Genomic DNA, 21,975 nt, shown 5'->3' on the forward strand with positions numbered 1-21,975 from the left:
CTCAGCTCGACGACGTCCCGGTCGTCGTCGGCGGTCTCGGCTGGCCGGTACGGGCCCGCATCTGCCGGGATCGCGGCTGGCCGGCCAGGTGCGGACCCAACACCGAGGCGGCGATCGCCGTGACGGTGTCGGCCGCCTCGGCCGTGGTCGCGGTGGGGACCAGGAGATGGCTCACGGTCAGCCGGACGACGGTGTCGGCGTAGAAGATCGTCGAGGCGGCGGGCAGCTGGGGGAGTTGAGTCCGTAAGTGCCTGCTGATCAGCTCGGTCAACGCCCGTAGCGTCGGCAGATCCGGAACCGAAAGAAACGGCAGCAGTGCGTCACGGCGCATTCCGGTGAGTAATGCGGTGAGCAGTGGATCGGCCGTCGAGATCTCGAGTGTCCGCCGTACGGCGGCACGTATTCCGGCAACCGGATCATGCGCTGCTCTGATTGCCTTGGCGACACTCTCCAGACAGATACGTGCCTGATTCAGTACCACGGCATGCGCGAGTGTTTCCTTGCCGCCGAATTCGTTGTATACGGTCTGCCTGCTCACACCCGCCATCGCGGCGACCTCGCTCATTCGCAGTCTCGCGAATCCGCGTTCGGTGAGTAGATCTGCTGCCCCGCACAGGAGGTTGTCTCGCAAGGACATCTTCACCCGCACGGGAAGCCGAGGGGCAGGGGTCACGAAGATATTCTGACCTACCGTGACGGATTGTCAATTGATCTAGGCCGTTGGTTGAATAACCAATAAGTCATCCGGGGCCCAGCTCGGCAATTCCCGCGATCAGTGCCCGGGTGAAGGCCTAGCGCGGCGTCGGGACTGGAGAAGTAGCGCGATCACGCCGATGAACATCCCCACCGGAGCCAACAGGCAGGCGAGGTTGAGCCAGACCGGCTGGTCCGAGTAGCCGAAGGCGAAGAGCACGAATGTCACGAGCACCGCGAGGAGCCCGACCGAGAAAGTCGCCAGGGCCAACGGGAAGAGCGAGCTTCTGCGCACCTGTGTGGTCACCAGAACAGGGTAGCGCCGCCGGGAAGGTGATCCATCTAGTCGGCGAGCGTCAACTCGGTGGCGCGAACCTTTACCCTGGAGGTACGCGCTCCGGCGCGCGGCGCCTGCGGGCCCGACCGTCCAAACGGTGGGCCTGGCAGGCCCCGTGGTCGGGCGCGTTCGTCGTGGGCGGCCACGGTTCACCTACGAGGCGACTTGAGCAGATTAGGAACGGTGAGGACAGTGCCCAGCGGCAGGGTCAAGTGGTACGACACGGAGAAGGGATTCGGCTTCGTGACCCAGGACGGAGGCGAGGACGTCTACGTCCGTGCCTCCGCGCTCCCGCCAGGGGTCGAGGGTCTGAAGGCAGGCCAGCGGGTCGAGTTCGGGATGGCAGAGGGCAGGCGGGGTCCGCAGGCCCTGTCCGTGAAGATCCTGGACGCCCCGCCGTCGGTGGCGGAGGCGCGACGCAGGCCCGCAGAGGAACTACACGGCCTGATCGAGGACATGATCACCTTGCTGGAGGCGAGCGTCCAACCCGAGCTGCGGCGCGGCCGATACCCGGATCGCAAGAACACCAAGCGGATCTCCGAGCTGGTTCGAGCGGTCGCACGCGAACTCGAGCCCTGAGCATCCCGATCACCGCTTGACCGATCGGCTCCGACCCGTTGCCTTGTTGCGCGGGTCGGGGCCGATCTTGTTTCGCGCCGAGGAACGCGGGCCCGGTGTGGTCAGCTGTCGAGGCTGTCGCGGTCGTCCACCGACAGCACCCAGATACCTCGGGTGACGAAGCCGACGCCGTTCTGATCCTGGACCAGTGCCGCGCCGAACTGCTGCACCTCCAGGGCTTCCAGCTGGGCGCTGTCATCGGGGAGCCGCAGGGTGTAGGCCAAGCGTTCGTGCGGCGCGAAGACCTCGCTGCGGGCGTCGATCACCTCGCCGTCTAGGCGATAGCGGAACGCGACCTGCCACGGTGTCTCCGACACCTCCACGGGCACCGAGATCTGCACCGGGGCGCCGGGCGGCACCTCCAAGACACCGACCGCGCTCTCGTCGTCCTGACACTCGGTGAGCTGGACATCGCAGTGCTGCACCGGATCGATCCGGACCATCTCCCGCGAGGAGTAGACGCTCACCCCGGGGATCGCGGGCGCGGCACAACCCGCCAGGGCCAGCCCGGCCAGCAGCGGTACGGCGACTCTGGCAAGCCGGGACCTGTTCACCGGCGGGGCATCCGACACAGGGAGGCAGCCTAGTTCGCCTGTGCAGGCTGCCCGACCCGGTGGTCTCGACGGTGGTCTCGACGGGACTACGGCCGCCGGTCAGCGGTCGTTCTTGACCTGGATGACCGCCGTCGACGTCTTGGTGGTCGAGCCGCTGGACCGGCCCCGGCCGAGCTGCGGCCGCGACACCGGGTTGCCCTGGGTGGGCGGCGTGGGCCGGACACCCCTGGTCGGCAGCAGCGACTTACCGTTGCGAGCCAGCACGGTCTGCACCAGGCCGAACACCAACAGGACGGAGAGCACCGCGAAGCCGATCCAGTAGGAGGGCGGCAGCAACAGGCCGAGCACCCCGCCGAAGACCCAGGCCAGTTGCAGGATCGTCTCGGTGCGGCCGAAGGCCGAGGCCCTGGCCTCCTCCGGCATCTCGCGCTGCACCACGGAGTCCAACGAGATCTTGGCCAACGCGCTGGCCGTCGAGCCGACCAGACCCACCAGGGCAGCGGTCAGGATTCCCGGCATGATCGCCGCGAACACCGTCGTCGCCAGGGCCATGGAGACCGAGATGACGATGACCTGATGCGGCTTGCCGAGCCGGAGCCGGGCGCCAACCGCGTTGCCGACGAAGTTCCCGAGGCCGGCCGCACCCACGATGAGACCCAACAACATCAGTTGGACGGCGGGGGACTCCTCGGTCTCCGCCTTCACCACGAACGCGGCGAAGAAGGTGAGGAAGCCGGTCAGGGTGCGCGCGGTGCCGGTGCCCCACAACCCGGTGCGGATCGCGCTGCCCATCGGGTGCCGGGTCTTGCGGGGCGCTGAGCTCAGCGAGGCCGTCACCTCGCCCTCGGTGACCTCCACCCACGCCGGAATGCGTAGACACAGCACGACGCCGGTGGCGGCGAGGGCCGCGGTGAACCACAACGCCCCCGAGGAGCCCGTCAGCGCGGCCAGACCACTGGCTATGGCGCCGAACACCCCGCCTGCGGCCAGCCCGAAGATGTTCAGCCTGGCATTCGTCTCGACCAGGGTGATCTCCATCGGTAGCACCCGGGGCGTGACCGCCCCCTTGAGCACGCCGAAGGACTTGGACATCACCATGCAGCCCAGCGCCGCCGGGTAGAGCAGCCAACTGTCGAAGTTGACCGCCATCACGGCGGCGAGTCCGATTCTGGCGAAGAACGATGCGGCCAGCGCGATCCGCCTGCCCCGCTGGAATCGGTCCAACGCGGGGCCGATGATCGGTGCGATCAGGGCGAAGGGCGCGACCGTGATCAACAGGTAGAGGGCGACCCTGCCTCGACTCTCCCCGGTCGCGGCGGAGAAGAACAGGGTGTTCGCCAGGGCCACCGCGATCGCGGCGTCCACGGCATAGTTCATCATCACCGCGTAGGTGAGTCGGTTCAGCCCGGACTTGTCGGCGCCATCGGCGTGTGCCGCCCGGCGGAAGGCCTGGAATGCCTGTCCGGTGAGCTGCCTGCTGCGGTGAATCGCGACGCGGGTGACGGTGAGCTTCTTCGGCCCCTTGCCGCCCTCGTGCTCGAGGTGGTCATCGTGGACGTCGGCGTGCTCCCGCCGATGCAGCGTGGTCGGTTGCTCGTGGAGGTGGCCGTCCGAGTCGCGCTGCTGATCGTCGCGGGCGCGGTCGTCGTGGTCGTCGTCGTGGTCGCGGGCGGGCAGCGGCCGGGTGTCGGAACCCTTGCGGCGGGTCGACCGTGTCGGGTGCTCGTCCTCGAAGTCCTCGTCGAAGTCGCGATCGATCTCGTCCTCGTGTTCGGCGGGCCGCCTGCCACGTCGGGCTGCGGGGCGCCGGGGACGATCCTCGTCGTAGCGACGGTCGTCGTAGTCCTCGCTCCGGTCGTCGTCGCGATCCTCGTATCGTCGCTCGCCGTGGCGCCGGGTGGGCCGGTCGTCGTCGTAACGGTCATCGTCGTAACGGTCGTCCTCGCGCCGTCGATCCCGCCGCCGATCCTCGTCCCGGTACCGATCCTCGTCCCGCCGCCGATCAGATCGATAGCGCTCGTCGTCGTAGCGGCGGTCCTCATACCGGTCGTCGTAGCGATCGTCCTCGTACCGATCGTCGTAGCGATCACGCCGCCTACGGTCCCGGTCCTCGGGCTCGTCGTATCGCCGCCGATCCTCGTCCCGTGCGCGCCGATCCCGATCGCGGTCGTCCCGGCTGTACCGATCGCCGCGATCCTCGTACTCGTCGGCATACAGCGCCCGCTTGCGCGGACGCTGTGGTTGGTGCCGCTCGGTCGACTGCCTACGAGGCGCCTCGTCTTCGGCGGCCCGGCCTGCGTGCCGTTCGATCTCGGTGCGAGTGCTCGGACGCAGCATCCCCCGTCGTCCACTCCGGCCACGTCGACGGTTTGGTTCATCTGGGGGATCGGAACGCAACACGGGTCAATCCTGCCGTACTCGTCGGTCTCTGCGGGCACGGATTCGACAGTGATTTAGCGAAGCCGTCGGAAAAACCGGTGCCGAGAGCGGGCTATTGCGGCCGAACGGGTGACGTGGGACGAAATCCGACCTCAGTCGGACGGAACGAAGCGGACTCGGAAGGTGCTCGGCCAGTGCTTGCCCGTCACCAGGAATTCGTCGGTGTCGGGGATCGCGGCGATGCCGTTGAGCACATCGGCCGCTGCCTGTTGGTCGGCGGGCAGCAGATCGGAGGCGTCGACCACGCCCGTCACCTCGCCGTTGGTCGGATCGATGCGCAGGATGTCGTCGCTGTACCAGACGTTGGAGAAGACCTGGTCGTCCACGCACTCCAACTCGTTGAGCTGCCTCTTGGGTTGACCCTCCTGGGTGACCCGGATCGAGTCGATCAGCTCGAAGGTCTCCGGGTCGCGGAAGTGCAACTGGTCGGTGCCGTCACTCATCACCAGCCGGGAGCCGTCGTAGCAGATGCCCCAGCCCTCGCCGGGGTACTCGACCCGGTCGACCTCGGCCAGGGTCTCGCGGTCTCGCAGCAGCGCGACGTTGTCCCGCCAGGTCAGCTGCCAGATTCGGTCGTCGACGACCGTGATGCCCTCGCCGAACAGCGGCTGGGGCAACTCGACCCGGTCCAGCACCTCGCCGGTGGCCGGGTCGGTTGCACGCAGCGAGGATTCCCCGACCAGACCGGTCCCCTCGTAGAGGATCCCGTCGGCGATCTCGAAACCCTGGGTGAACGCCTCCGGGTCGTGCGCGATGACTTCGAGGACCTCGACGTCGTAACGCTGTGGCACGCTGATTGTGTGCGTAGCGTTGTGATCGGCATGATCGCCCTGGGACTGTCGATCGTCCTCGCCTGGTGTCTGCGCAAGCGCAGCGCAACCACAGAGAGTCAACACGGCGACCGCCAACACGGTGGATCTGCGCATGTCCACTCCAACAGCGTGGCACGGGACGAAGCGCGACAGAAGACGTCCGGCACAATCGGAGGGGTGATGTCTGCCAGCACCCCGAGGTTCGTGCCGGATTCTCCCTCCGGTCAGGTCGGCGTGGATGCGACGTCTACCCGCCAGCCCAGCCCCGCTCTCGCCGAAGCCGTGGAGCAGGCCAGGGCTGCGGCTCAGGCGGAGGCCGGCGAGGAGACGGTCGGCGACCATGTCGGCGTCCACGCCGAGGACGACTACTCCGCGACCCATCACTTCGTCGCCACGCACACCGGCTATGTCGGCTGGCGCTGGGCGGTGACCGTCGCCGACGCGGGCCCCGGCACGCCGGTGACCGTCAGCGAGGTCGTGTTGCTGCCGGGCGCGGACGCCCTGGTGGCGCCCGAGTGGCTGCCCTGGGACCAGCGGGTGCGCGCGGGCGATCTCGGCGTCGGTGATCTCCTGCCCGCCGCACCGGACGACCCGCGCCTGATGCCGGGCTATCTGGCCAGCGACGATCCCGCGGTCGAAGAGGTCGCCAAGGAACTGGGCCTGGGCAGGCGCCGAATCCTCGGTCGACACGGCCGGGTGGAGACCGCGCGCCGCTGGGTGCACGGTGACTTCGGCCCGGAGGCCCAGATGGCGCGTAGTGCGCCCGCCCACTGCGGCAGCTGCGGCTTCTATCTGCCCTTGGCGGGTTCGTTGCGGGCGGCCTTCGGCGCGTGTGGCAACGAGATGGCCCCGGCCGACGGCCGCGTCGTGCATGCCGAGTACGGCTGCGGCGCCCACTCCGACGCCGAGGTGGACAACGCCTCGCCGGTGCCGGTGGCCGAGGTCGTCTTCGATGACGCAGGCGTGGAACTGATCCCGGTCGGCGCGGTGCGCGCGCTCGGCTCGGAGAGCGAGGACCCGGCCGACACCGAGGACACGGCCGACACCGAGGGCGAGACGGCTTCCGACGACGGCGCCGCCGAATCGGGCGAACAGGGCACCACCGAATCCGCAGCGGCATCCGCTCCGGTGGCCGCAGAGCAGAGCACTGCCGAGCAGGCAACCGAAGTGCAGACCACCGCCGAGCAGACCACCCCAGAGCAGCCGACCACCGAGCAGACTGCGACCGAGCAGGCCGCAGCGGACACGAGCACCGAATCCGACGCAGGTCGGATCCCCGGCATCGGCGCCCGCTCCGAGGACGCGCCGAGTGACTCGGTACTGCCGGAGCCGCCCGCGGTGGCCCCCGCCGCCGAGCCCGCAGGCGCCGAACTCGACACGCAGGCCGCCCCGGCCGAGCAGCGCGCGGCCGTCGAGAACGAGCCCACGCCCGAGACGTCTGCGACGAGTGCGGACCGGCCCACCCGGCGGACCCGGCGCGCCAGACGCCCGGCGGGCAAGCCCAAGGGCTCCCGCACCGACTCGACCGATGAGGGCGACCAGAGCAAGTGACCGACGGCGACTCGATCCAGACCATGGTTGCCGACTCCTTCGACACGGCTCGGCTGCGGGACGCGGTTCTGCTCGCCTGGCGCAGTTCGCCGACCCGGTTCCGGGAGGACGCCAACAGCGAGGACGACCTGCGCTACGGCGGCTATCGGGACCGGTTGCTGGTCGAGCTGGCCCAGAACGCGGCCGATGCCGCCGCCGAGGCGGGCGTCGCGGGAACCCTGCGTCTCCGCGTCGTGCCGGGGGCGGACGCCGACAGTCCGGTAGAGCTGCGTGCCGCGAACACCGGGACGCCGCTGTCCGCCGACGGCGTCGCCGCGCTGGCCGCGCTGCGGGCCTCCGCGAAACGCGGTGAGACCTCGGTGGGGCGCTTCGGCGTCGGATTCGCCGCCGTACTCGCCGTCAGCGCGGAACCCTCGGTGGTCTCCACGACCGGCGCCGTGGCCTTCTCCTCAGTGCGGACCAGCGCGATCGTGGCGGCCGAGCCCGAGTTGGCGGCGGTGGCCGCCGAACGCGAGAACACCGTGCCGGTGTTGCGGCTGGTCTGGCCGTTCGAGGCGGAACCGGCGCCGGATGGCTTCCAGACCGAGGTGCGGTTGCCGCTTCGACCGGAGGTCGACGCGAACGCGTTGATCGAGGACTGCGCGGCGCAGGCGGCCGATCTGCTGCTCGCCCTGCCCGGACTGACCCGCATCGAGATCGAGGACCGCAGTTGGGAGCGGGTCGATCATGCGGACGGGCGGGTCACCGTCCACGGTCCCGATGGTCCGCGACACTGGTTGTGCAGGCGCTCCGCAGGTGTCCTGAGTGAGGACGAGCTTGGCGAGACCGGCGCGGAGGCCCGCCGCCGTCGTGCCTGGTCGGTCTGTTGGGCGCTGCCCGTCGACGCCGAGGGGACGCCGGAGCCGCTGAGCATCGACCGACTGCACGCTCCGACGCAGACCGATGACGTGCTCTCGCTGCCCGCGCGGTTGCTGGCCACGGTTCCCCTGGAACCCAACCGGCGGCGGGTGCGGCCCGGCTCCGCGCTGGACGCCGTGCTGGCCCATGCCGCTCGGACCTACGCCGAGCTGCCCGGCGCGGTGGACCCTGTTCAGCGGGTCGCGGTGGTACCGGCCCCCGGCTTCCCGCGCTCCGAGCTGGACGAGATGCTGCGGGAACGGGTGCTCGACGCACTTCGGGAAACCGCCTGGTTGCCCGTCTCGACGGGCGGGGACGTCGAAGCGCGGCACGCGGTCGTCGTGGACGAGGCGACCCCGGAACTCGTCGGCCTGCTCGCCGACGTGATCCCCGGGTTGTTGACCTCGGAACTCGGGCAGCCCAGGTACAGCTCGATTCTCGGCTCGCTCGGTGTGCGTCGACTGGGACCGGCCGAGGTGGTCGCCGAACTCGCCGGACAGACCCGCACCCCGCAGTGGTGGCAGCAGCTGTACGCCGCGCTCGCGCCGATCGCCGATGGCTTGGCTGATCGCCGATCCGAGCTGGGCGCGCTGCCGGTGCCGTTGATCGACGGTCGGATCGTCACCGGTCCCCGGGATGTGCTGCTGCCCGATGCGGAGCTGACGGCGTTCACCGAATCGACGACCGTCGACGTCACCGGCCTGCGCATCGCGCATCCCGATGCGGTGCACGTGTTGTTGGAGACCCTGGGCGCGCGCCGCGCGGGGCCCGCCGACCTGTTGGACTCCGACCCGGTCCGCGAGGCCGTGGCGGTGGGCCTGGACGAGGCGGAGGCAGGCGGCGACGTCACCTCGCTCGTCGAACTGGTGCTCGGCCTGGTCACCGAGGCCGGCGAGGGCGCTCGCCCGTGGCTGGCCGCACTGCCGCTGCGTGACTCCGATGGCGAATGGCGACCGGCCGACGAACTGATGCTCGCCGGAGCCCCGCTGGCTTCGGTGCTGGCCGAGGATGTGCCCCTCGGCGTGCTCGACGACTCGTTCGTCCAACGCTGGTCGGCCGAGGTGCTGCGTCGGGTCGGCGTGGTGAGCGGCTTCGGTGTCCTGGTGGTGGCGGACCCGACCGGGCCCGACCACGATCTGGCCGACGAGGAACGCTGGTGGGCCGAGATCGACGGCGACGCGAACCCGCCCGCCGAGCTGGTGGCGGTGCGGGACCTAGACCTGGTCGCCGCCGATGCCTGGCCTGCGGCGCTGCGGTTGTTGCGCAATGAGCCGGACACCTGGCGGGCGCTGCACAGCTCCGGCTACACGGGGTGGTGGCTGGCCAGGTATGCGCTGATCGAGGGCAGGCCGCTGCGGCAGTGGCGGCTTGCGGGTGCCGAGGAGCTGACCGGGCTCTACGACCCGATCCCGGCGAGCGTGTTGGCCGAGCTCGGCGATCACGCCGAGGAGTTGCTGGCCGCCGTCGGCGTGCGCACCGAGCTACGCATCGCCGAGCCGTCGGACGCCTCGGAACTGCTGGCCAGGTTGGCGGACTCGTCGTTGTCGGTGTCGGCGGGCACGACGTTGCGGGTTCACCGCGCCCTCGCGGACGCGGTGGCGGCGGGGGTGCTGGATGTCGATTCGATCGATCCGCCGGAGACGCTGCGCACGTTGACCGGCGCGGTGGCGGGCGCCGACGAGGTCGTGGTCCTCGACGAGCCGTGGGTGTTGGCGGTCGGCGACCCGGCACGGTGCGTGGCCATCGCCGACCCGGACCTCGTCGCGGCGGCCGAGACATCGGCCGGTTCTTCGACAGCGGCAGGCCTGCCTGCGGTACCGGTCGATGGCGCTGCGGTCGCGGTCGCGCCGCCCACCGGCAGCGGCGGTGCGGTGGAACTCGCCGAGCTGCTCGACCTGCCGTTCGCCTCGGACGAGTGGACCGGCGAGGTCGCCTCGACCGGTCGGGCCGAGAGCTGGTCGGACCATGCAGGCGTCGTCACGGTGTCCGACCTTCTGGGCAGCCCGATACCGGACGGGGTGCTGTGGTTGCACGCCGATCTGCGGGTTCGCTCTCGCGATGCCGAGCATTCGGTGCCGTGGTGGGTCGCCGAGGACGGTGCAATGCACGCGGCCGAGACCTCGCACGGCGTGGCGCGGGCCTTGGCGTGGCGGCTGGATCGTTGGTCGCTACGACACCTGTTCGCCGCGCTGTTGGAGCAGCCCGGTGCGGCAGCGCTGTTGAGCTGAGCCCGGAGGAGGCGACAGGGCCTACAGGCCGGTCTGGGCGGAGCGCGAGCCGCTGCGGGAGGCGGCTCGCTGCCAGCGGAGCACCCCGTAACCGAGTAGGCCCAGGCCGGTGCCCGCGAGGCAGGTCCAGACCGCTGCGGTGACGTCTGCACTGGTGAACTGGTTCACCAGCACCATGACGATCGAGGCGACGCCCCACAGCGCGGTACCGAGCAGCACGATCGGGTCCGGCTCGGCGAGTCTTGGATTCAGCGGCGGCGGGGTCTTCCATTGCCGCTGGGCGGAGGTCGGCTCGGCGACAGGATCTGACACAACAAAGAGATTACGCCCTCCAGTAGGGCTTGACCGACGCCACGACCAGGCAAGCCAGCGATGTGACGGGCTCGATGCCGATCCCGGCGGGCCGATCGGCGCTCGCTGTGGATTGAGACCGTCCTCGGCGCGACCGCTCTACCTCGGCCCGAGAACCCGGCGCCGCAACCGCCCGCCGCAGGGCCGCTCCCGTGACGCCGTTACCGTCTCGCCGTTGGCATCGTCGCTGCCGGTGGGCAGGTCAGGACCAAGGAGTGCGGATGGCTTCGGCGCAGGAAGATCGACCGGCGGACGCAGACAAGGACGTCCGGTCGAAGGATTCGACGCGGGCGGGCGCCGCTGCCGGCCGGGGCCGAGGCTCGGTGGTGGACCGGTTCTTCAAGATCTCCGAGCGGGGTTCCTCGGTGGGCCGCGAGGTCCGAGGCGGCGTGGTCACGTTCGTCACGATGGCCTACATCATCGTGCTGAACCCGCTGATCCTCGGCAGCTTCGCGGCCGACGACCCCAGCGCGAAGGTCGACGTCCTGGGCGGAATCCTGACGGTCCCGCAGGTTGCGGCGGTGACCGCGCTGGTCGCGGGTGTGATGACCCTGCTGTTCGGCCTGATCGCCAACTATCCGTTCGGCTTCGCTGCGGGCCTGGGCATCAACACGCTGGTGGCCGTGACGATCGTGCCGCAGGTGACCTGGGCCGAGGCCATGGGACTGGTCGTCATCAACGGCGTGTTGATCCTGGTCCTGGTCGCGACCGGGTTCCGCACGGCGGTCTTCAACGCGGTCCCGCCCGAACTGAAGGCCGCGATCGCGGCGGGCATCGGCCTGTTCATCTGCTTCATCGGGCTGGTCGACGCCGGGTTCGTGCGCAGATTGCCCGACGCCGCGAACACCACCGTCCCGGTCGGCCTCGGCATCAACGGCTCGGTGGCATCCTGGCCGACCGCGATCTTCGTCTTCGGCGTGCTGCTCACCGGAATCCTGGTGGCCAGGAAGGTGCGGGGCGCGATCCTGATCGGCGTGGCGGTGGCCACCGTGGTCTCCATCGCGATCGAGCCGCTGGTGGACGCAGGCCGTGGCGGCCCGGACAACGCGGAGGGCTGGAGCCTGAGCTACCCCGCGTTGCCGCCGGACATCTTCTCGCTGCCGGATCTCTCGCTGGTCGGTGAGTTCTCCTTCGGCGCTTTCGTTCGGCTGCCGATCATCACGGTCTGCCTGCTGATCTTCACGCTCCTGCTCGCGAACTTCTTCGACGCGATGGGGACCTTCACCGGTCTGGGACGGGAAGCCGGTCTCATCGACGAGAAGGATCAGCTGCCCGGGGTGGGCAAGGCGCTGTTCGTGGAGGGCGTCGGCGCGGTGGCCGGTGGCGCGGCGTCGGCCTCGTCGAACACGGTGTTCGTCGAGTCGGCCTCGGGTATCGCCGAGGGTGCGCGCACCGGGTTGGCCAACGTGGTGACCGGCCTGCTGTTCCTGGGCGCGATGTTCCTCACGCCGCTCTACCAGGTGGTCCCGATCGAGGCGGCCGCCCCGGCGTTGGTCGTGGTCGGTGCCCTGATGATCGGACAGGTCCGGCACATCGACTTCAGCGATTTCACCATCGCGCTGCCCGCCTTCCTGACCATCGTCGTGATGCCGTTCACCTACTCGATCGCCAACGGCATCGGCGCCGGTTTCGTGAGCTACGTGCTGCTGCGGGCGGCGACCGGCAAGGCGCGTGGCATCCACCCACTGCTCTGGGTGGTCGCGGCCGCCTTCGTCCTCTACTTCGCGGTCGGCCCGATCCAGGCCTTGTTCGCGGGCTGACCCGGCGTTCGCGGGTGCACGGCGGCGGCCGATTGCGGATTGCCGATGGTGGGATTGCGCTATGTGGTCGGCGGCTCGGGCGAGATAGTGAGATATGCTAACGAGGTGTCGGACTTTGACGACTCCGGGCTTGCCAGCAGACTTCGCCTCGCGGTGGTGCGGCTCAATCGCCGACTCCGAGCCCAGCGAGCCGATTCCTCGGCGACGCTGACCCAGCTCTCCGCGTTGTCCTGCCTGCACAAGTGCGGGCCGTTGACCCCCGGAGAGTTGGCCGCCAAGGAGAACGTGCAGCCGCCCTCGATGACCAGGGTGATCAGCGCCCTGGAAGAGGCGGGCTTCGTCAGCAGACGTCCCCATCCCACCGACGGAAGACAGGCCATCGTCGAGCTGACCTCGCAGGGCCGGGGCTACATCAAGGCCGAGGTCAGCGCGAGAGAGCAGTGGCTCGAACAGCGGTTGGCCGCCCTCGACGAGTCCGAACGGGCGGTCCTCTCACAGGCGTCGGAGATCATCGAGCGGGTAGCGGGGAGCTGATCGGATGACGGGGTCGACCATGGCGTCTCGACTGGACGCGAAAGAAGCGAGCTGACCGATGCCGGCGTACGCGTCAGACGACGCCGGTAAGCCCACCACGGGACCACATGCAGCGGAACTGAACCCGCCGCCACCGCGATCGAGGAAATCCGGTGGCGGCGCTCGTCCGCCGAAGCCGCCCGGGATGTTCGCATCCCTGCGAGTCCGCAACTACCGGCTCTATGCCAGCGGACAGATCATCTCCCTGATCGGCACCTGGATGCAGCGCATCGCCCAGGATTGGCTGGTCCTCAAACTGTCCGGCGACAGCCCGGTGGCACTGGGTATCGCCATCGCGCTGCAGTTCCTGCCGACGCTGGCCCTCACCCTCTGGGCGGGAGTGCTCGCCGATCGACTCGACAAGCGCAAGATCCTGCTGGTGGTACAGGTCGGGATTGCGGCCTGCGCCCTGGGGCTGGGCGTGCTCGATCTCTCCGGGGTGGTCGCACTCTGGCACGTCTACGTCTTCTGTGTGCTGCTCGGTTGCTTCACCGCCGTGGAGACACCCGCGCGACAGTCGTTCGTGATGGAGATGGTCGGGCGTGAGCAGGTGGCCAACGCCGTCGCGCTGAACTCGATGACCTTCAACACCGCGCGGATCATCGGCCCCGGTGTCGCGGGTTATGTGATCGCGGCCATCGGCACCGGCTGGTTGTTCGTGGCCAACGCGGTGAGTGTCGGCGCGGTCATCCTCGGCCTGTTGCTGATGGACAGCGCGAAGCTGTACCGGTCGCCACCGGTACCCCGAGGCAAGGGTCAGCTCCGGGAGGGACTGCGCTATGTGCGCAGCAGGCCGGACCTGACCGTGTTGATGGTGCTGGTCTTCCTGCTGAGTACCTTCGGCATGAACTACAACACGACGCTGCCGGTGATGGCGAACAACTTCTTCCAGACCGGGCCCGAAGGTCTCGGACAGCTGTCGATGCTGATGGCGCTGGGAACCCTGAGCGGCGGTGCGCTGGCGGCGCGTCGAAGCAAGAACGGCAAACCGAGACTGCGATTGCTGCTCTCCGCCGGGTTCGTGTTCGGCCTGTTGGCCATGGTTTCGGCCCTGATGCCGTCCTTCTGGGCCTTCGGTCTGCTGCTCATCCCGGTCGGGTTCACCTTCATGACGTTCAACCTGTCGGCCAACGCGACCGTGCAACTCACCGTCGATCCGACGATGCGTGGTCGGGTCATGGGCCTGTACATGTTGGTGCTGCTGGGCGGTATGCCGTTGGGCAGCACGCTGTCGGGTTGGCTGGCGGAACAGGTGAGCGTGCCGACGCCGATCTTCGTCGGTGGAGTGATCTCGGTGGTCGCCGCGCTGGTCTCGGCCGCGGTGTTGATGCGGGTCGGCGGCCTGCGATTGCGCAGTGTGCTCGGGACGCGGGCCACCAGGACGCGGGGTGCGTCCACTGCGGCGAAGGCCGAGCCTGCCCCGGCCGCGACCGCCGACACCACGGATCTACCCGCGGTCGCACTACCCGAGGCCGCCGCGCCGGAGGTGGCGGTTCCCCCGGAAGCCCTGCCGGAGAACCGGACCGTTGCGCCGCCACTCGATTCCGTCGAGTCGCCCGCCTCGACCAACGGTGTCACCGAGCGCGGCACCGACGTCGAATTCCGCTCGACCCGCCGATCGGGGGACTGATCTCAGAAGACGTGGCCGCACCCCTTTGCAGTGAAGGAAACTTAGGCTAACCTAATACTCGTTCGCTTCGTGGTGGGAGCGGCAGTCAGTTCGGGAACCGATTCGGCCCCGGCACCGCCTAGGTGGTGCCGGGGCCGAATCATCTCCGGTGCGGCGCGACCGCGCTCAGCCGATGGGCCAGGTGTGCACCGGCTCGCCCCGATGCATCAGCTCGACGTACTCCTGCAGCATCCGCTGTAGGGCGGCGGGCCGGTCGGCACCCCGCTCCTCCAGATCGGTCACCCGGGCCCGCTGCCAACTCGCGCCGGTCTGTCTGGTGAGACAGCGTTGCTCGATGACCGCGAGATAGCGCTCGCGGGCCGCATCCGACACCCCGCAGCGGCGGAGTCCGTCGTGCGCCATCGGCAGCAGCGTCCGCAACACCAGCTCATGCGGCGGCGTCCAGCCACGGCCGGGCCAGAACAGCTGGGCATCCATCCCATGGCGCGCGCCCGAATAGAGGTTCTCCTCGGCGGCATGGAAGGACATCTGGCTCCACAACGGACGTTCCTGATCGGCCAGCGCTCGCTGCGCCCCGTAGAAGAACGCGGCGTTGGCGATGGTGTCGATCACGGTCGGACCGGCAGGCAACACCCGGTTCTCGACGCGCAGATGCGGTTGACCGTCCACCACGTCGTACACCGGCCGATTCCAACGCCACACCGTGCCGTTGTGCAGCCGCAACTCCGACAGCCGGGGCGCGCGACCGGCCTTGAGTGCCTCCAACGGATCCTCGTCGTCGGTCTCCCGCATGAGCGCCGGGAAGTAGCGCGCATTCTCCTCGAACAGATCGAAGATCGAGGTGATCCAGCGTTCCCCGAACCAGGCCCTCGGCCGGACGCCCTGATTCTTCAACTCCTCCGGACGGGTGTCGGTGGACTGCTCCACCAGTGGAATCCGGGTCTCGTGCCAGAGCGCGCGATCCAGCAGGAACGGGGAGTTCGCCGAGATCGCCACCTGGGCCCCCGCCAGGCACTGCGCGGCGTTCCAATGATCGGCGAAGTCCTCCGGCGTGACCTGAAGATGCAGCTGGACCGAGGTGCACGCGGACTCGGGGAGGATCGAGTCGGCGTAGCTGTGTAGCTTCTCCCGCTCCCGACCGGGCAGCGGCTCACCCTCCATGTTCAGCATCACGTCCTCGCCGCGCGACGAGATGATCTCGTGGTTGAGCATGGAGTAGCGATCCTTGCTCGACAACCAGTGCGGGTCGAAATGTTGAGCCCGTAACGTCGGCAGGATCCCGATCATGGCCAGGCCGGCGCCTGCGGACTGGGCTTTTCGTTCCGCGTCCTGCAGCGAGTCCCGCAACTCCTGCTCCAACAACAGGGCCTCGTCGCCACCGAGGGGGCGCGGTCGCACGTTGATCTCGATGTTGTGCTGGCCCAATTCCGACTGGAACGAGGGATCGTCGATCGCCCGCAACACCTCGTTGTTGGCCATCGCAGGCCGGCCGAGCGAGTCGATGAGGTTCAACTCGATCTCCAGGCCGATGTGATCCCGATCCGGGGAGAAGCTTCCTTCGGCGAGCATCCGCGCCAGCGCGTCCAGGCAGCGCTGCACCTTCTGTCGGAATCGTTGACGGTCTTCGGGACTGAACGACCTGCCGGCCGGATCATTCCCCATGGTGCCTCCCTGCTGGGCGGTTAGCGGATGCCCACCGTGACACAGGGAGTAACCACCGGGGCAGCGGCCAAAACGGTGCCCGGTGTCACAGGACTTTCACGCTACGTACACAGGCCAGGTCATTGGATATGGCAGGGAAAGTGCCTTCCGCCACCATGACGATCGGTCGATGCCACACTGCCTGTGTGGCGCATTGGACCCTGATCTCCGACCCCGACAGCTCCGAGGTGGACGACTTCCGCGATCTCTCCGCAGCCGATCGCAGACCGGATCGGCCGGGCGGTAGAGGGCTGGTGATCGCCGAGGGAACCGTGGTCGTGCGCAGGCTGTTGGCGTCGCCCTACCCGGTGCGGGCGGTCCTCGGCGTCGAACGGCGGGTCGCGGATCTGATGCCCGATCTCGCCGACCGCGACATCCCGGCGTTCGTCACCTCCGCCGAGGTGATGGCCGAGATCGTGGGCTTCCACCTCAACCGGGGCGTGCTCGCGGTAGCCGATCGGGCACCGCAGCCCACGGCGGAGGAGCTCATGGCCAGCGCGCGCACCCTCGCCGTGCTGGAGGGCATCGGGGACCACGAGAACCTGGGCGCCCTGTTCCGCAATGCCGCCGCGCTGGGGATCGACGGGGTATTGATCGGGGCCGGTTGCTCCGATCCGCTCTACCGACGCAGCGTCCGCGTCTCGATGGGACACGTACTGCGGGTGCCCTTCGCCGAGCTTCGGCCCTGGCCGGAGGGCCTCGAACTGCTGCGGGACGCCGGTTTCCGGATCGCGGCGCTGACCCCCGACGCCTCCGCGCTGCCGCTCTCCCACTTCGAGCTGGCCAGCGGCAAGGGCGCCGTGCTGCTCGGCTCCGAGGGGCCGGGGCTCACCGACGAGGCGATGGACTGGGCCGACCTCCGAGTGCGGATCCCGATGGCGGGCGACGTCGACTCGCTCAACGTGGCCACGGCGGCGGCCATCGCCTTCCACCACCTCGGAGTGTTCCCGGAGCCTGCGGAGTACCGCAGTCACTAGAGCCGCGATGTGCGCTGATCAGACACGATCACCGCGTGTTCTGGCATCGTGGTCGCCGAGTCGACGGGGGAGGGGAGACGGTTCGATGCCGCCCGGGAAGGGGACGGTCGTGATGGAACTGGCGTCCGGAACCGGTCGTCCGGTGTTGACGAGCGTGGTGATCGACACCGATAGCAGACCGGCGACCGACTCGCTCTCGGCCGAGGTGTGCGACACCACCGCCCAGCGATCGCCGTTATCCGAGGACTCGCCCGCCCTGCCGGTGAACCTGCGGGCCGCCTTGGCCGAATGGGCCGAGGTGGCCGATCGCGTCGTCGGCACCGAGGCGGCTCGGGGAACGCTCGGCTGGGCCGTCTCCGATCGTGGACGAAGACTCGGGCGCTGGCTCGCCTCGGCTACCAGCAGCGACGTCGTCTATCTCGATCCGATCAGGGAGGTTCAGGTGCGGATCTCATCGGCTGACAATCGCCCCGAACGCTCCCCGGCGGGCGAGGCCGCCGACTCGGGCACTACCGAGTCGACACCCTGGGTGACCGGCCTGACGGTGAGCGCGGTCATCGCGGTGATCGTCACGATCACGCTGACCACGGTGTCGCTCGGCTGGGCGGAGAGCACCGCGCTGTTCGCCGCCGGTATCAACGTCGCCGTCGTCGGCGGGTTGGTTCCGGCGATGTGGTTGCTGCGGCGGACACCGATCTGGCGCTGGATCGTCTACGGCGCGGCTGCGGGCGTCGTGCTGGCCTGGACGGGACTGCTCATCGCGGCCTTGGCCGCCGTGAACTGACCGGCTACCGCCCGCCCGCCGAGGACATCGGCGGGCCGCCCGCCCTCAGACCAGCGAGTCCTGCCAAGCCCGGTGCAAGCCCGCGAAGCGACCATCGGCGGCGATCAGCTCCTCGGGCGAGCCTTCCTCGACGACCCGACCGCCGTCCACCACCAGCACCCGATCGGCGATCAACACCGTGGACAACCGATGCGCGATGATCAGTGCCGTGCGCCCCGCCAACACCGTCTCCAGGGCGTTCTGCACCGCGCGTTCGGTGGGCAGATCGAGGCTGGAGGTGGCCTCGTCCAACACCAGCACGGCCGGATCGGCCAGGAAGGCGCGGGCGAAGGACACCAGCTGGCGCTGGCCTGCCGAGAGCCTGCCGCCGCGTTTGTGCACGTCGGTGTCGTAGCCGTCGGGTAGGCCCACGATGAACTCGTGGGCGCCCACCGCCTTGGCGGCCGCCTCGATCTCCGCACGACTGGCCGCCGGTCGGCCGAACGCGATGTTGTCGGCCACCGAACCGGAGAACAGGAAGGACTCCTGCGTCACCATCGCCACCGCCCGGCGGAGATCGGCCTCGGCAAGCTGCCGAAGGTCGACGTCGTCCAAGCGGACCGCGCCAGCAGTCGGGTCGTAGAACCGGGCCACCAGCTTCGCCAACGTGGACTTCCCCGCCCCGGTGGTCCCGACCAACGCGACCGTCTGACCGGCGGGAATATCCAAATCGAGCGGATGCAGCACCGTGGGCAGCTCCGGTCCGTAGCCGAACTCCACCCCGTCGAACCGCAGTGCTCCGGACATGGTCGGCAGGGCCGTCGGCTCGGCTGGTTCGGGCACCGATGGCGTCTCCTCCAGCACGCCGGAGATCTTCTCCAACGCCGCCGTGGCGGAGATATAGGAGTTCAGGAACATCGCCAGCCGATCCATCGGGTCGTAGTACCGACGCATGTAGAGCAGGAAGGCCGTCAGGACCCCCAGCTCCAGCGTTCCGGTCGCCACCCACCAACCGCCGATGGCCAGCACCGAGGCGATACTCAGATGGGAGATCCACTTGACCGAACCTGCGAACACCGCCAACACGTTGAGCGCCCTGCGGTTGGCGGTGCGGAAATCCTGGTTGAACTCGTCGATGATCGTGTCGTTGCGGTCCTGGCGACGGTACGCCTGCACCGCTCGGATCCCGTTCATCGTCTCCACGTACTGCACGATGACCTTGGCGACCGACGACCTGGTCTGCCGATGCGAGACCCGGGACCTGCGATGGAACCAGCGGGTGATCACGACCAGCGGGATCGTGGCCGCCATCATGATCAGGGCCAGCGGCAGGTCCAGATAGAGCAACAGCGCCGCGATGCCCACCATGCTCAGCAGCGAGGTGATCAGGCTGTCCAATCCCTCTTCGAGCAGCTCCTGCACCGAGTCGAGGTCGCTGGTCATCCGGGAGATGAGCTTGCCCGAGGTGTACTTCTCGTGGAAGGACACCGACAGCAGCTGACCGTGTCGGAAGATCCGCTGCCGCAGATCGAGCAGGATGTCCTGGTTCGCCCGGCCCGAGACCAGCGCGAAGCACAGCTGGAAGAGCCCGGCGAGCAGATTCGACAGCGCGTAGCCCAGGGCGTACCACAGCACCGGCTCCGGATCGCCGTCGAGCGCGGCGGGGACACCCTGGTCGATGGCCCCGGCCACGAGTAGCGGTCCGGCGAGGAAGCTGAGACTGCTCAGCGTCACGAGGGAGAGCGCCAACACCAGCCTTCCGCGCACCGGCCGGATCAGCGCGCCGAGCAGCCTGCGGGATCGGGCGGCCAACAGCAGGGTCGCGCCCCTGGTCAGCTCCTCCTGGTCCTCGGCGGCAACGCCGCGCCAGTTCGACTCAGACCCGCCGACGCCGGGCTCGTCCGAGGCTGCGTCTCTGTCGGCCTGCTCGGTCGGTCCGGTCATCGCGCCTGTATCTCCTCGCTCGTCGCACCCTGTCCGACGGTCTTTCGCGGCCGGTCGGCCAACAGCTGCGCACCGGGCTGCACGATCTCGGCCGCCTCGACCGTGGCTGCCTCGGATCGGATCGGTCCGTCGGCGCTGCCGGCCCCGGAGGCGTCGTCATCGTCGTTGGAGAGCAGCCTGCGGTAGTCGGCGTTGGTGGCCAGCAACTCGGTGTGGGTGCCCACCGCCGCGATGCGGCCGTCGACGAGGACCGCCACCCGGTCGGCCAGCGCCACGGTGCTCGGTCGATGGGCCACGATCAGGGCGGTCACGTCCCGCAACACCTGGCGCAGCGCGCCCTCCACCTCGGCCTCGGTGTGCACATCGAGTGCCGACAGCGGATCGTCCATCACCAGCACCGACGGCCTGCCCACCACGGCGCGGGCCAGCGCCAGCCGCTGACGTTGGCCGCCGGAGAGCGACAAACCCTCCTCGCCGATGCGGGTGTCCAATCCCCACGGCAGGGCCGCGACGAACTCCGTGGCGTGCGCGACCTCCAAGGCCTGGCGGATCTCCTGCTCGTCCGCATCGGGCGCGCCCAGGGCGACGTTCTCGCGGACGCTCATCGAGAACAGCACCGGGTCCTCGAAGGCGGTGGCGACGCGGGTCCGCAACACCGCCAACGGCAGATCGCGCACGTCGACCCCGTCGAGGGTGACCCGGCCGCCCGTCACGTCGTACAACCGGGACGGCAGAGTGGTCAGCGTCGTCTTGCCGGAGCCGGTCGTCCCGACCAGGGCGAGCGTCTCGCCGGGCCGGACGACCAGGTCGACGCCGCGAAGCACCGAGACCGGGTCCGCTGCGGCCGAGGACCTCGTTCGGTCGCCGCCGCCGTCGACCGAGCTCGTCTGCCGAGCGACCTCCGGCGGGTAGTCGAAACGGACCTGTTCGAAGCGCAACTCGCCTCGGGCATCCGGAGGCAGCTCGACGGGGTCGCGTGGCTCGTCCACCGTGCGTGCCGCGTCGCGGACCTCCCAGTACCGCTCCGCTGCGGTGGCGGTCTCGGCGGTCTCGGTGAGCAACCAGCCCATCGACTCGATCGGCCAGCGCAGCACGGTGGCCGTGGTGATGCCCGCGACGAGCGCGCCGAGACTCAGCGAGCCGTTGGCGACCGCGAGCCCGCCGAGGCCGAGCATCACCGCGATGCCGGTCTCGGGCAGCGCGATCACCACCAGCCACAGCTTGCCCATGATGCGGACCTTCTTCAGCTCCGTCCCGCGCAGCCCGCGTGCCTGCTCGGCGAACTTCCGCGCCAGATCAGGACCTCGCCCGAATGCCTTGAGGACCCGTACACCCAGCACCGATTCCTCGATGGTGGTGGCCAGATCGCCCTCTTGGTCCTGGCCGTGTCGGGAGTGCAGGTTGTACCGCTTCTCGTAGCGGATGCAGAAGATCGCGACCGGGATGCCCGCGATGATCAGCACGATGCCGAACATCGGCGCCAGGTAGAACAACGCGGCGATGCCCACGATGATCGTGATCGCGTTGACGACCAGGAAGATCGCGATGAAGGCGAGGAAGCGCCGGACATGGGCGAGGTCGTTGATCGCGCGGGACAGCAGCTGTCCCGAGGACCATTGATCGTGGAAGCCCACCGGTAGCCGCTGGAGATGGTGGTACAGGTCGTACCGCATCCGCGCCTCGATGCCGGTGGTCGGCGCGGAGATGAGCCTGCGGCGTAGGAACAGCAGCACCGCCTCCATGCTGCCCAGCAGCAGGACGAAGCCGACCATCCACGCCAGTCCGGTCAGGTCCGAATCGGCGATCGGTCCATCGATGATGCGCTGGATGACCAGCGGGATCGCCAGTCCGGCGAGGGTGGCCAACAGCGCGCTCACGGCGGCGGCGATCAGCGGCACCCGCACCGGGCGGATATAGGGCAGCAATCGGAGCAGCGACCGCAGCGAGGACGGCCGCCGGGACGTCGCGCCTGCCGCGTCGTCGGCGATCGGGGTATCACGGACCGCCATGCGATCGGCGTCGTCACGGGTCGTCTCGACACCCGATACGACGGCTGCTTCGAGGGTGGAAGGTGCTGTCGGACTGACGCGAGGACCCGCTTGGGGCGGTTCGGTACCCATAGCTGATCCGACGTTACTGACAGTGGA

17 protein-coding genes are annotated in these 21,975 nt (G+C 69.1%); 8 read left to right on the forward strand and 9 right to left on the reverse strand.

Annotated features, from left to right (window positions below):
• Position 1: 1 nt before the first annotated feature.
• Both BKA25_RS01990 and BKA25_RS01995 read right to left on the reverse strand, forming a co-directional pair.
• Positions 2-673 (reverse strand): TetR/AcrR family transcriptional regulator, encoded by a 672-nt coding sequence (locus tag BKA25_RS01990; RefSeq protein WP_157421300.1) that lies wholly within the window; start codon positions 671-673, stop codon positions 2-4.
• Between the two features lie 99 nt (positions 674-772).
• The gene (locus BKA25_RS01995; protein WP_069852602.1) at positions 773-1,000 is read right to left on the reverse strand and encodes a hypothetical protein; all 228 of its coding nucleotides are present in this window, start codon (positions 998-1,000) and stop codon (positions 773-775) included.
• A 222-nt stretch (positions 1,001-1,222) separates the two neighbouring features.
• On the opposite strand from BKA25_RS01995, the gene BKA25_RS28240 reads away from it, so the two are divergent.
• The gene (locus BKA25_RS28240) at positions 1,223-1,609 is read left to right on the forward strand and encodes a cold-shock protein (protein WP_069852600.1); all 387 of its coding nucleotides are present in this window, start codon (positions 1,223-1,225) and stop codon (positions 1,607-1,609) included.
• A 101-nt stretch (positions 1,610-1,710) separates the two neighbouring features.
• Here BKA25_RS28240 and BKA25_RS02005 read toward each other — a convergent pair whose 3' ends face one another.
• The 3 genes from BKA25_RS02005 to BKA25_RS02015 form a co-directional block, all read right to left on the reverse strand.
• Positions 1,711-2,220, reverse strand: coding sequence for a DUF2771 family protein (locus BKA25_RS02005; RefSeq protein WP_236750399.1), 510 nt, complete (start codon positions 2,218-2,220; stop codon positions 1,711-1,713).
• A gap of 81 nt (positions 2,221-2,301) precedes the next feature.
• Positions 2,302-4,539, reverse strand: coding sequence for an MFS transporter (locus tag BKA25_RS02010; RefSeq protein ID WP_069852598.1), 2,238 nt, complete (start codon positions 4,537-4,539; stop codon positions 2,302-2,304).
• Positions 4,540-4,733: 194 nt separating this feature from the next.
• Entirely contained in the window at positions 4,734-5,567 is an 834-nt protein-coding gene (locus BKA25_RS02015; RefSeq protein WP_069854128.1) for a glutaminyl-peptide cyclotransferase, read from the reverse strand.
• Positions 5,568-5,633: 66 nt separating this feature from the next.
• Between BKA25_RS02015 and BKA25_RS02020 the strand changes: the two genes are divergently transcribed.
• Together BKA25_RS02020 and BKA25_RS02025 are read left to right on the forward strand one after the other, a co-directional pair.
• Positions 5,634-7,004 (forward strand): DUF3027 domain-containing protein, encoded by a 1,371-nt coding sequence (locus tag BKA25_RS02020; protein WP_084643444.1) that lies wholly within the window; start codon positions 5,634-5,636, stop codon positions 7,002-7,004.
• Positions 7,001-10,129, forward strand: a complete 3,129-nt coding sequence (locus tag BKA25_RS02025; RefSeq protein ID WP_236750398.1) for a sacsin N-terminal ATP-binding-like domain-containing protein — start codon at positions 7,001-7,003, stop codon at positions 10,127-10,129. Before BKA25_RS02020 ends, BKA25_RS02025 begins: the two co-directional genes overlap by 4 nt.
• Before the next feature lie 21 nt (positions 10,130-10,150).
• On the opposite strand, the gene BKA25_RS02030 is transcribed toward BKA25_RS02025, so the two are convergent.
• Positions 10,151-10,441, reverse strand: a complete 291-nt coding sequence (locus BKA25_RS02030) for a DUF2530 domain-containing protein (RefSeq protein WP_084643443.1) — start codon at positions 10,439-10,441, stop codon at positions 10,151-10,153.
• Positions 10,442-10,701: 260 nt separating this feature from the next.
• Between BKA25_RS02030 and BKA25_RS02035 the strand changes: the two genes are divergently transcribed.
• From BKA25_RS02035 to BKA25_RS02045, 3 genes are all read left to right on the forward strand, one after another.
• Positions 10,702-12,240, forward strand: a complete 1,539-nt coding sequence (locus BKA25_RS02035) for an NCS2 family permease (protein WP_069854125.1) — start codon at positions 10,702-10,704, stop codon at positions 12,238-12,240.
• Positions 12,241-12,345: 105 nt separating this feature from the next.
• The gene (locus BKA25_RS02040) at positions 12,346-12,774 is read left to right on the forward strand and encodes a MarR family winged helix-turn-helix transcriptional regulator (RefSeq protein ID WP_069854124.1); all 429 of its coding nucleotides are present in this window, start codon (positions 12,346-12,348) and stop codon (positions 12,772-12,774) included.
• A gap of 184 nt (positions 12,775-12,958) precedes the next feature.
• A complete protein-coding gene (locus BKA25_RS02045) occupies positions 12,959-14,443 on the forward strand; it encodes an MFS transporter (protein WP_084643441.1) in 1,485 nt (494 codons plus the stop codon).
• Positions 14,444-14,608: 165 nt separating this feature from the next.
• Here the strand turns inward: BKA25_RS02045 and BKA25_RS02050 are convergent, their stop codons facing one another.
• A complete protein-coding gene (locus BKA25_RS02050) occupies positions 14,609-16,105 on the reverse strand; it encodes a glutamate-cysteine ligase family protein (protein ID WP_069852596.1) in 1,497 nt (498 codons plus the stop codon).
• 185 nt (positions 16,106-16,290) lie between these two features.
• Between BKA25_RS02050 and BKA25_RS02055 the strand changes: the two genes are divergently transcribed.
• Together BKA25_RS02055 and BKA25_RS02060 are read left to right on the forward strand one after the other, a co-directional pair.
• Positions 16,291-17,121, forward strand: coding sequence for a TrmH family RNA methyltransferase (locus BKA25_RS02055; protein ID WP_069852594.1), 831 nt, complete (start codon positions 16,291-16,293; stop codon positions 17,119-17,121).
• Positions 17,122-17,206: 85 nt separating this feature from the next.
• Positions 17,207-17,905, forward strand: a complete 699-nt coding sequence (locus BKA25_RS02060) for a DUF2537 domain-containing protein (protein WP_172803873.1) — start codon at positions 17,207-17,209, stop codon at positions 17,903-17,905.
• Between the two features lie 45 nt (positions 17,906-17,950).
• On the opposite strand, the gene BKA25_RS02065 is transcribed toward BKA25_RS02060, so the two are convergent.
• Both BKA25_RS02065 and BKA25_RS02070 read right to left on the reverse strand, forming a co-directional pair.
• Positions 17,951-19,828 (reverse strand): ABC transporter ATP-binding protein, encoded by a 1,878-nt coding sequence (locus BKA25_RS02065; RefSeq protein WP_084643438.1) that lies wholly within the window; start codon positions 19,826-19,828, stop codon positions 17,951-17,953.
• Positions 19,825-21,837, reverse strand: a complete 2,013-nt coding sequence (locus BKA25_RS02070; protein ID WP_069852590.1) for an ABC transporter ATP-binding protein — start codon at positions 21,835-21,837, stop codon at positions 19,825-19,827. The genes BKA25_RS02065 and BKA25_RS02070 overlap by 4 nt, the downstream gene beginning before the upstream one ends.
• Positions 21,838-21,975: the final 138 nt, after the last annotated feature.

The sequence above is a fragment of the Actinoalloteichus hymeniacidonis genome (genome assembly GCF_014203365.1).
Classification (GTDB): Bacteria; Actinomycetota; Actinomycetes; order Mycobacteriales; family Pseudonocardiaceae; genus Actinoalloteichus_A; species Actinoalloteichus_A hymeniacidonis.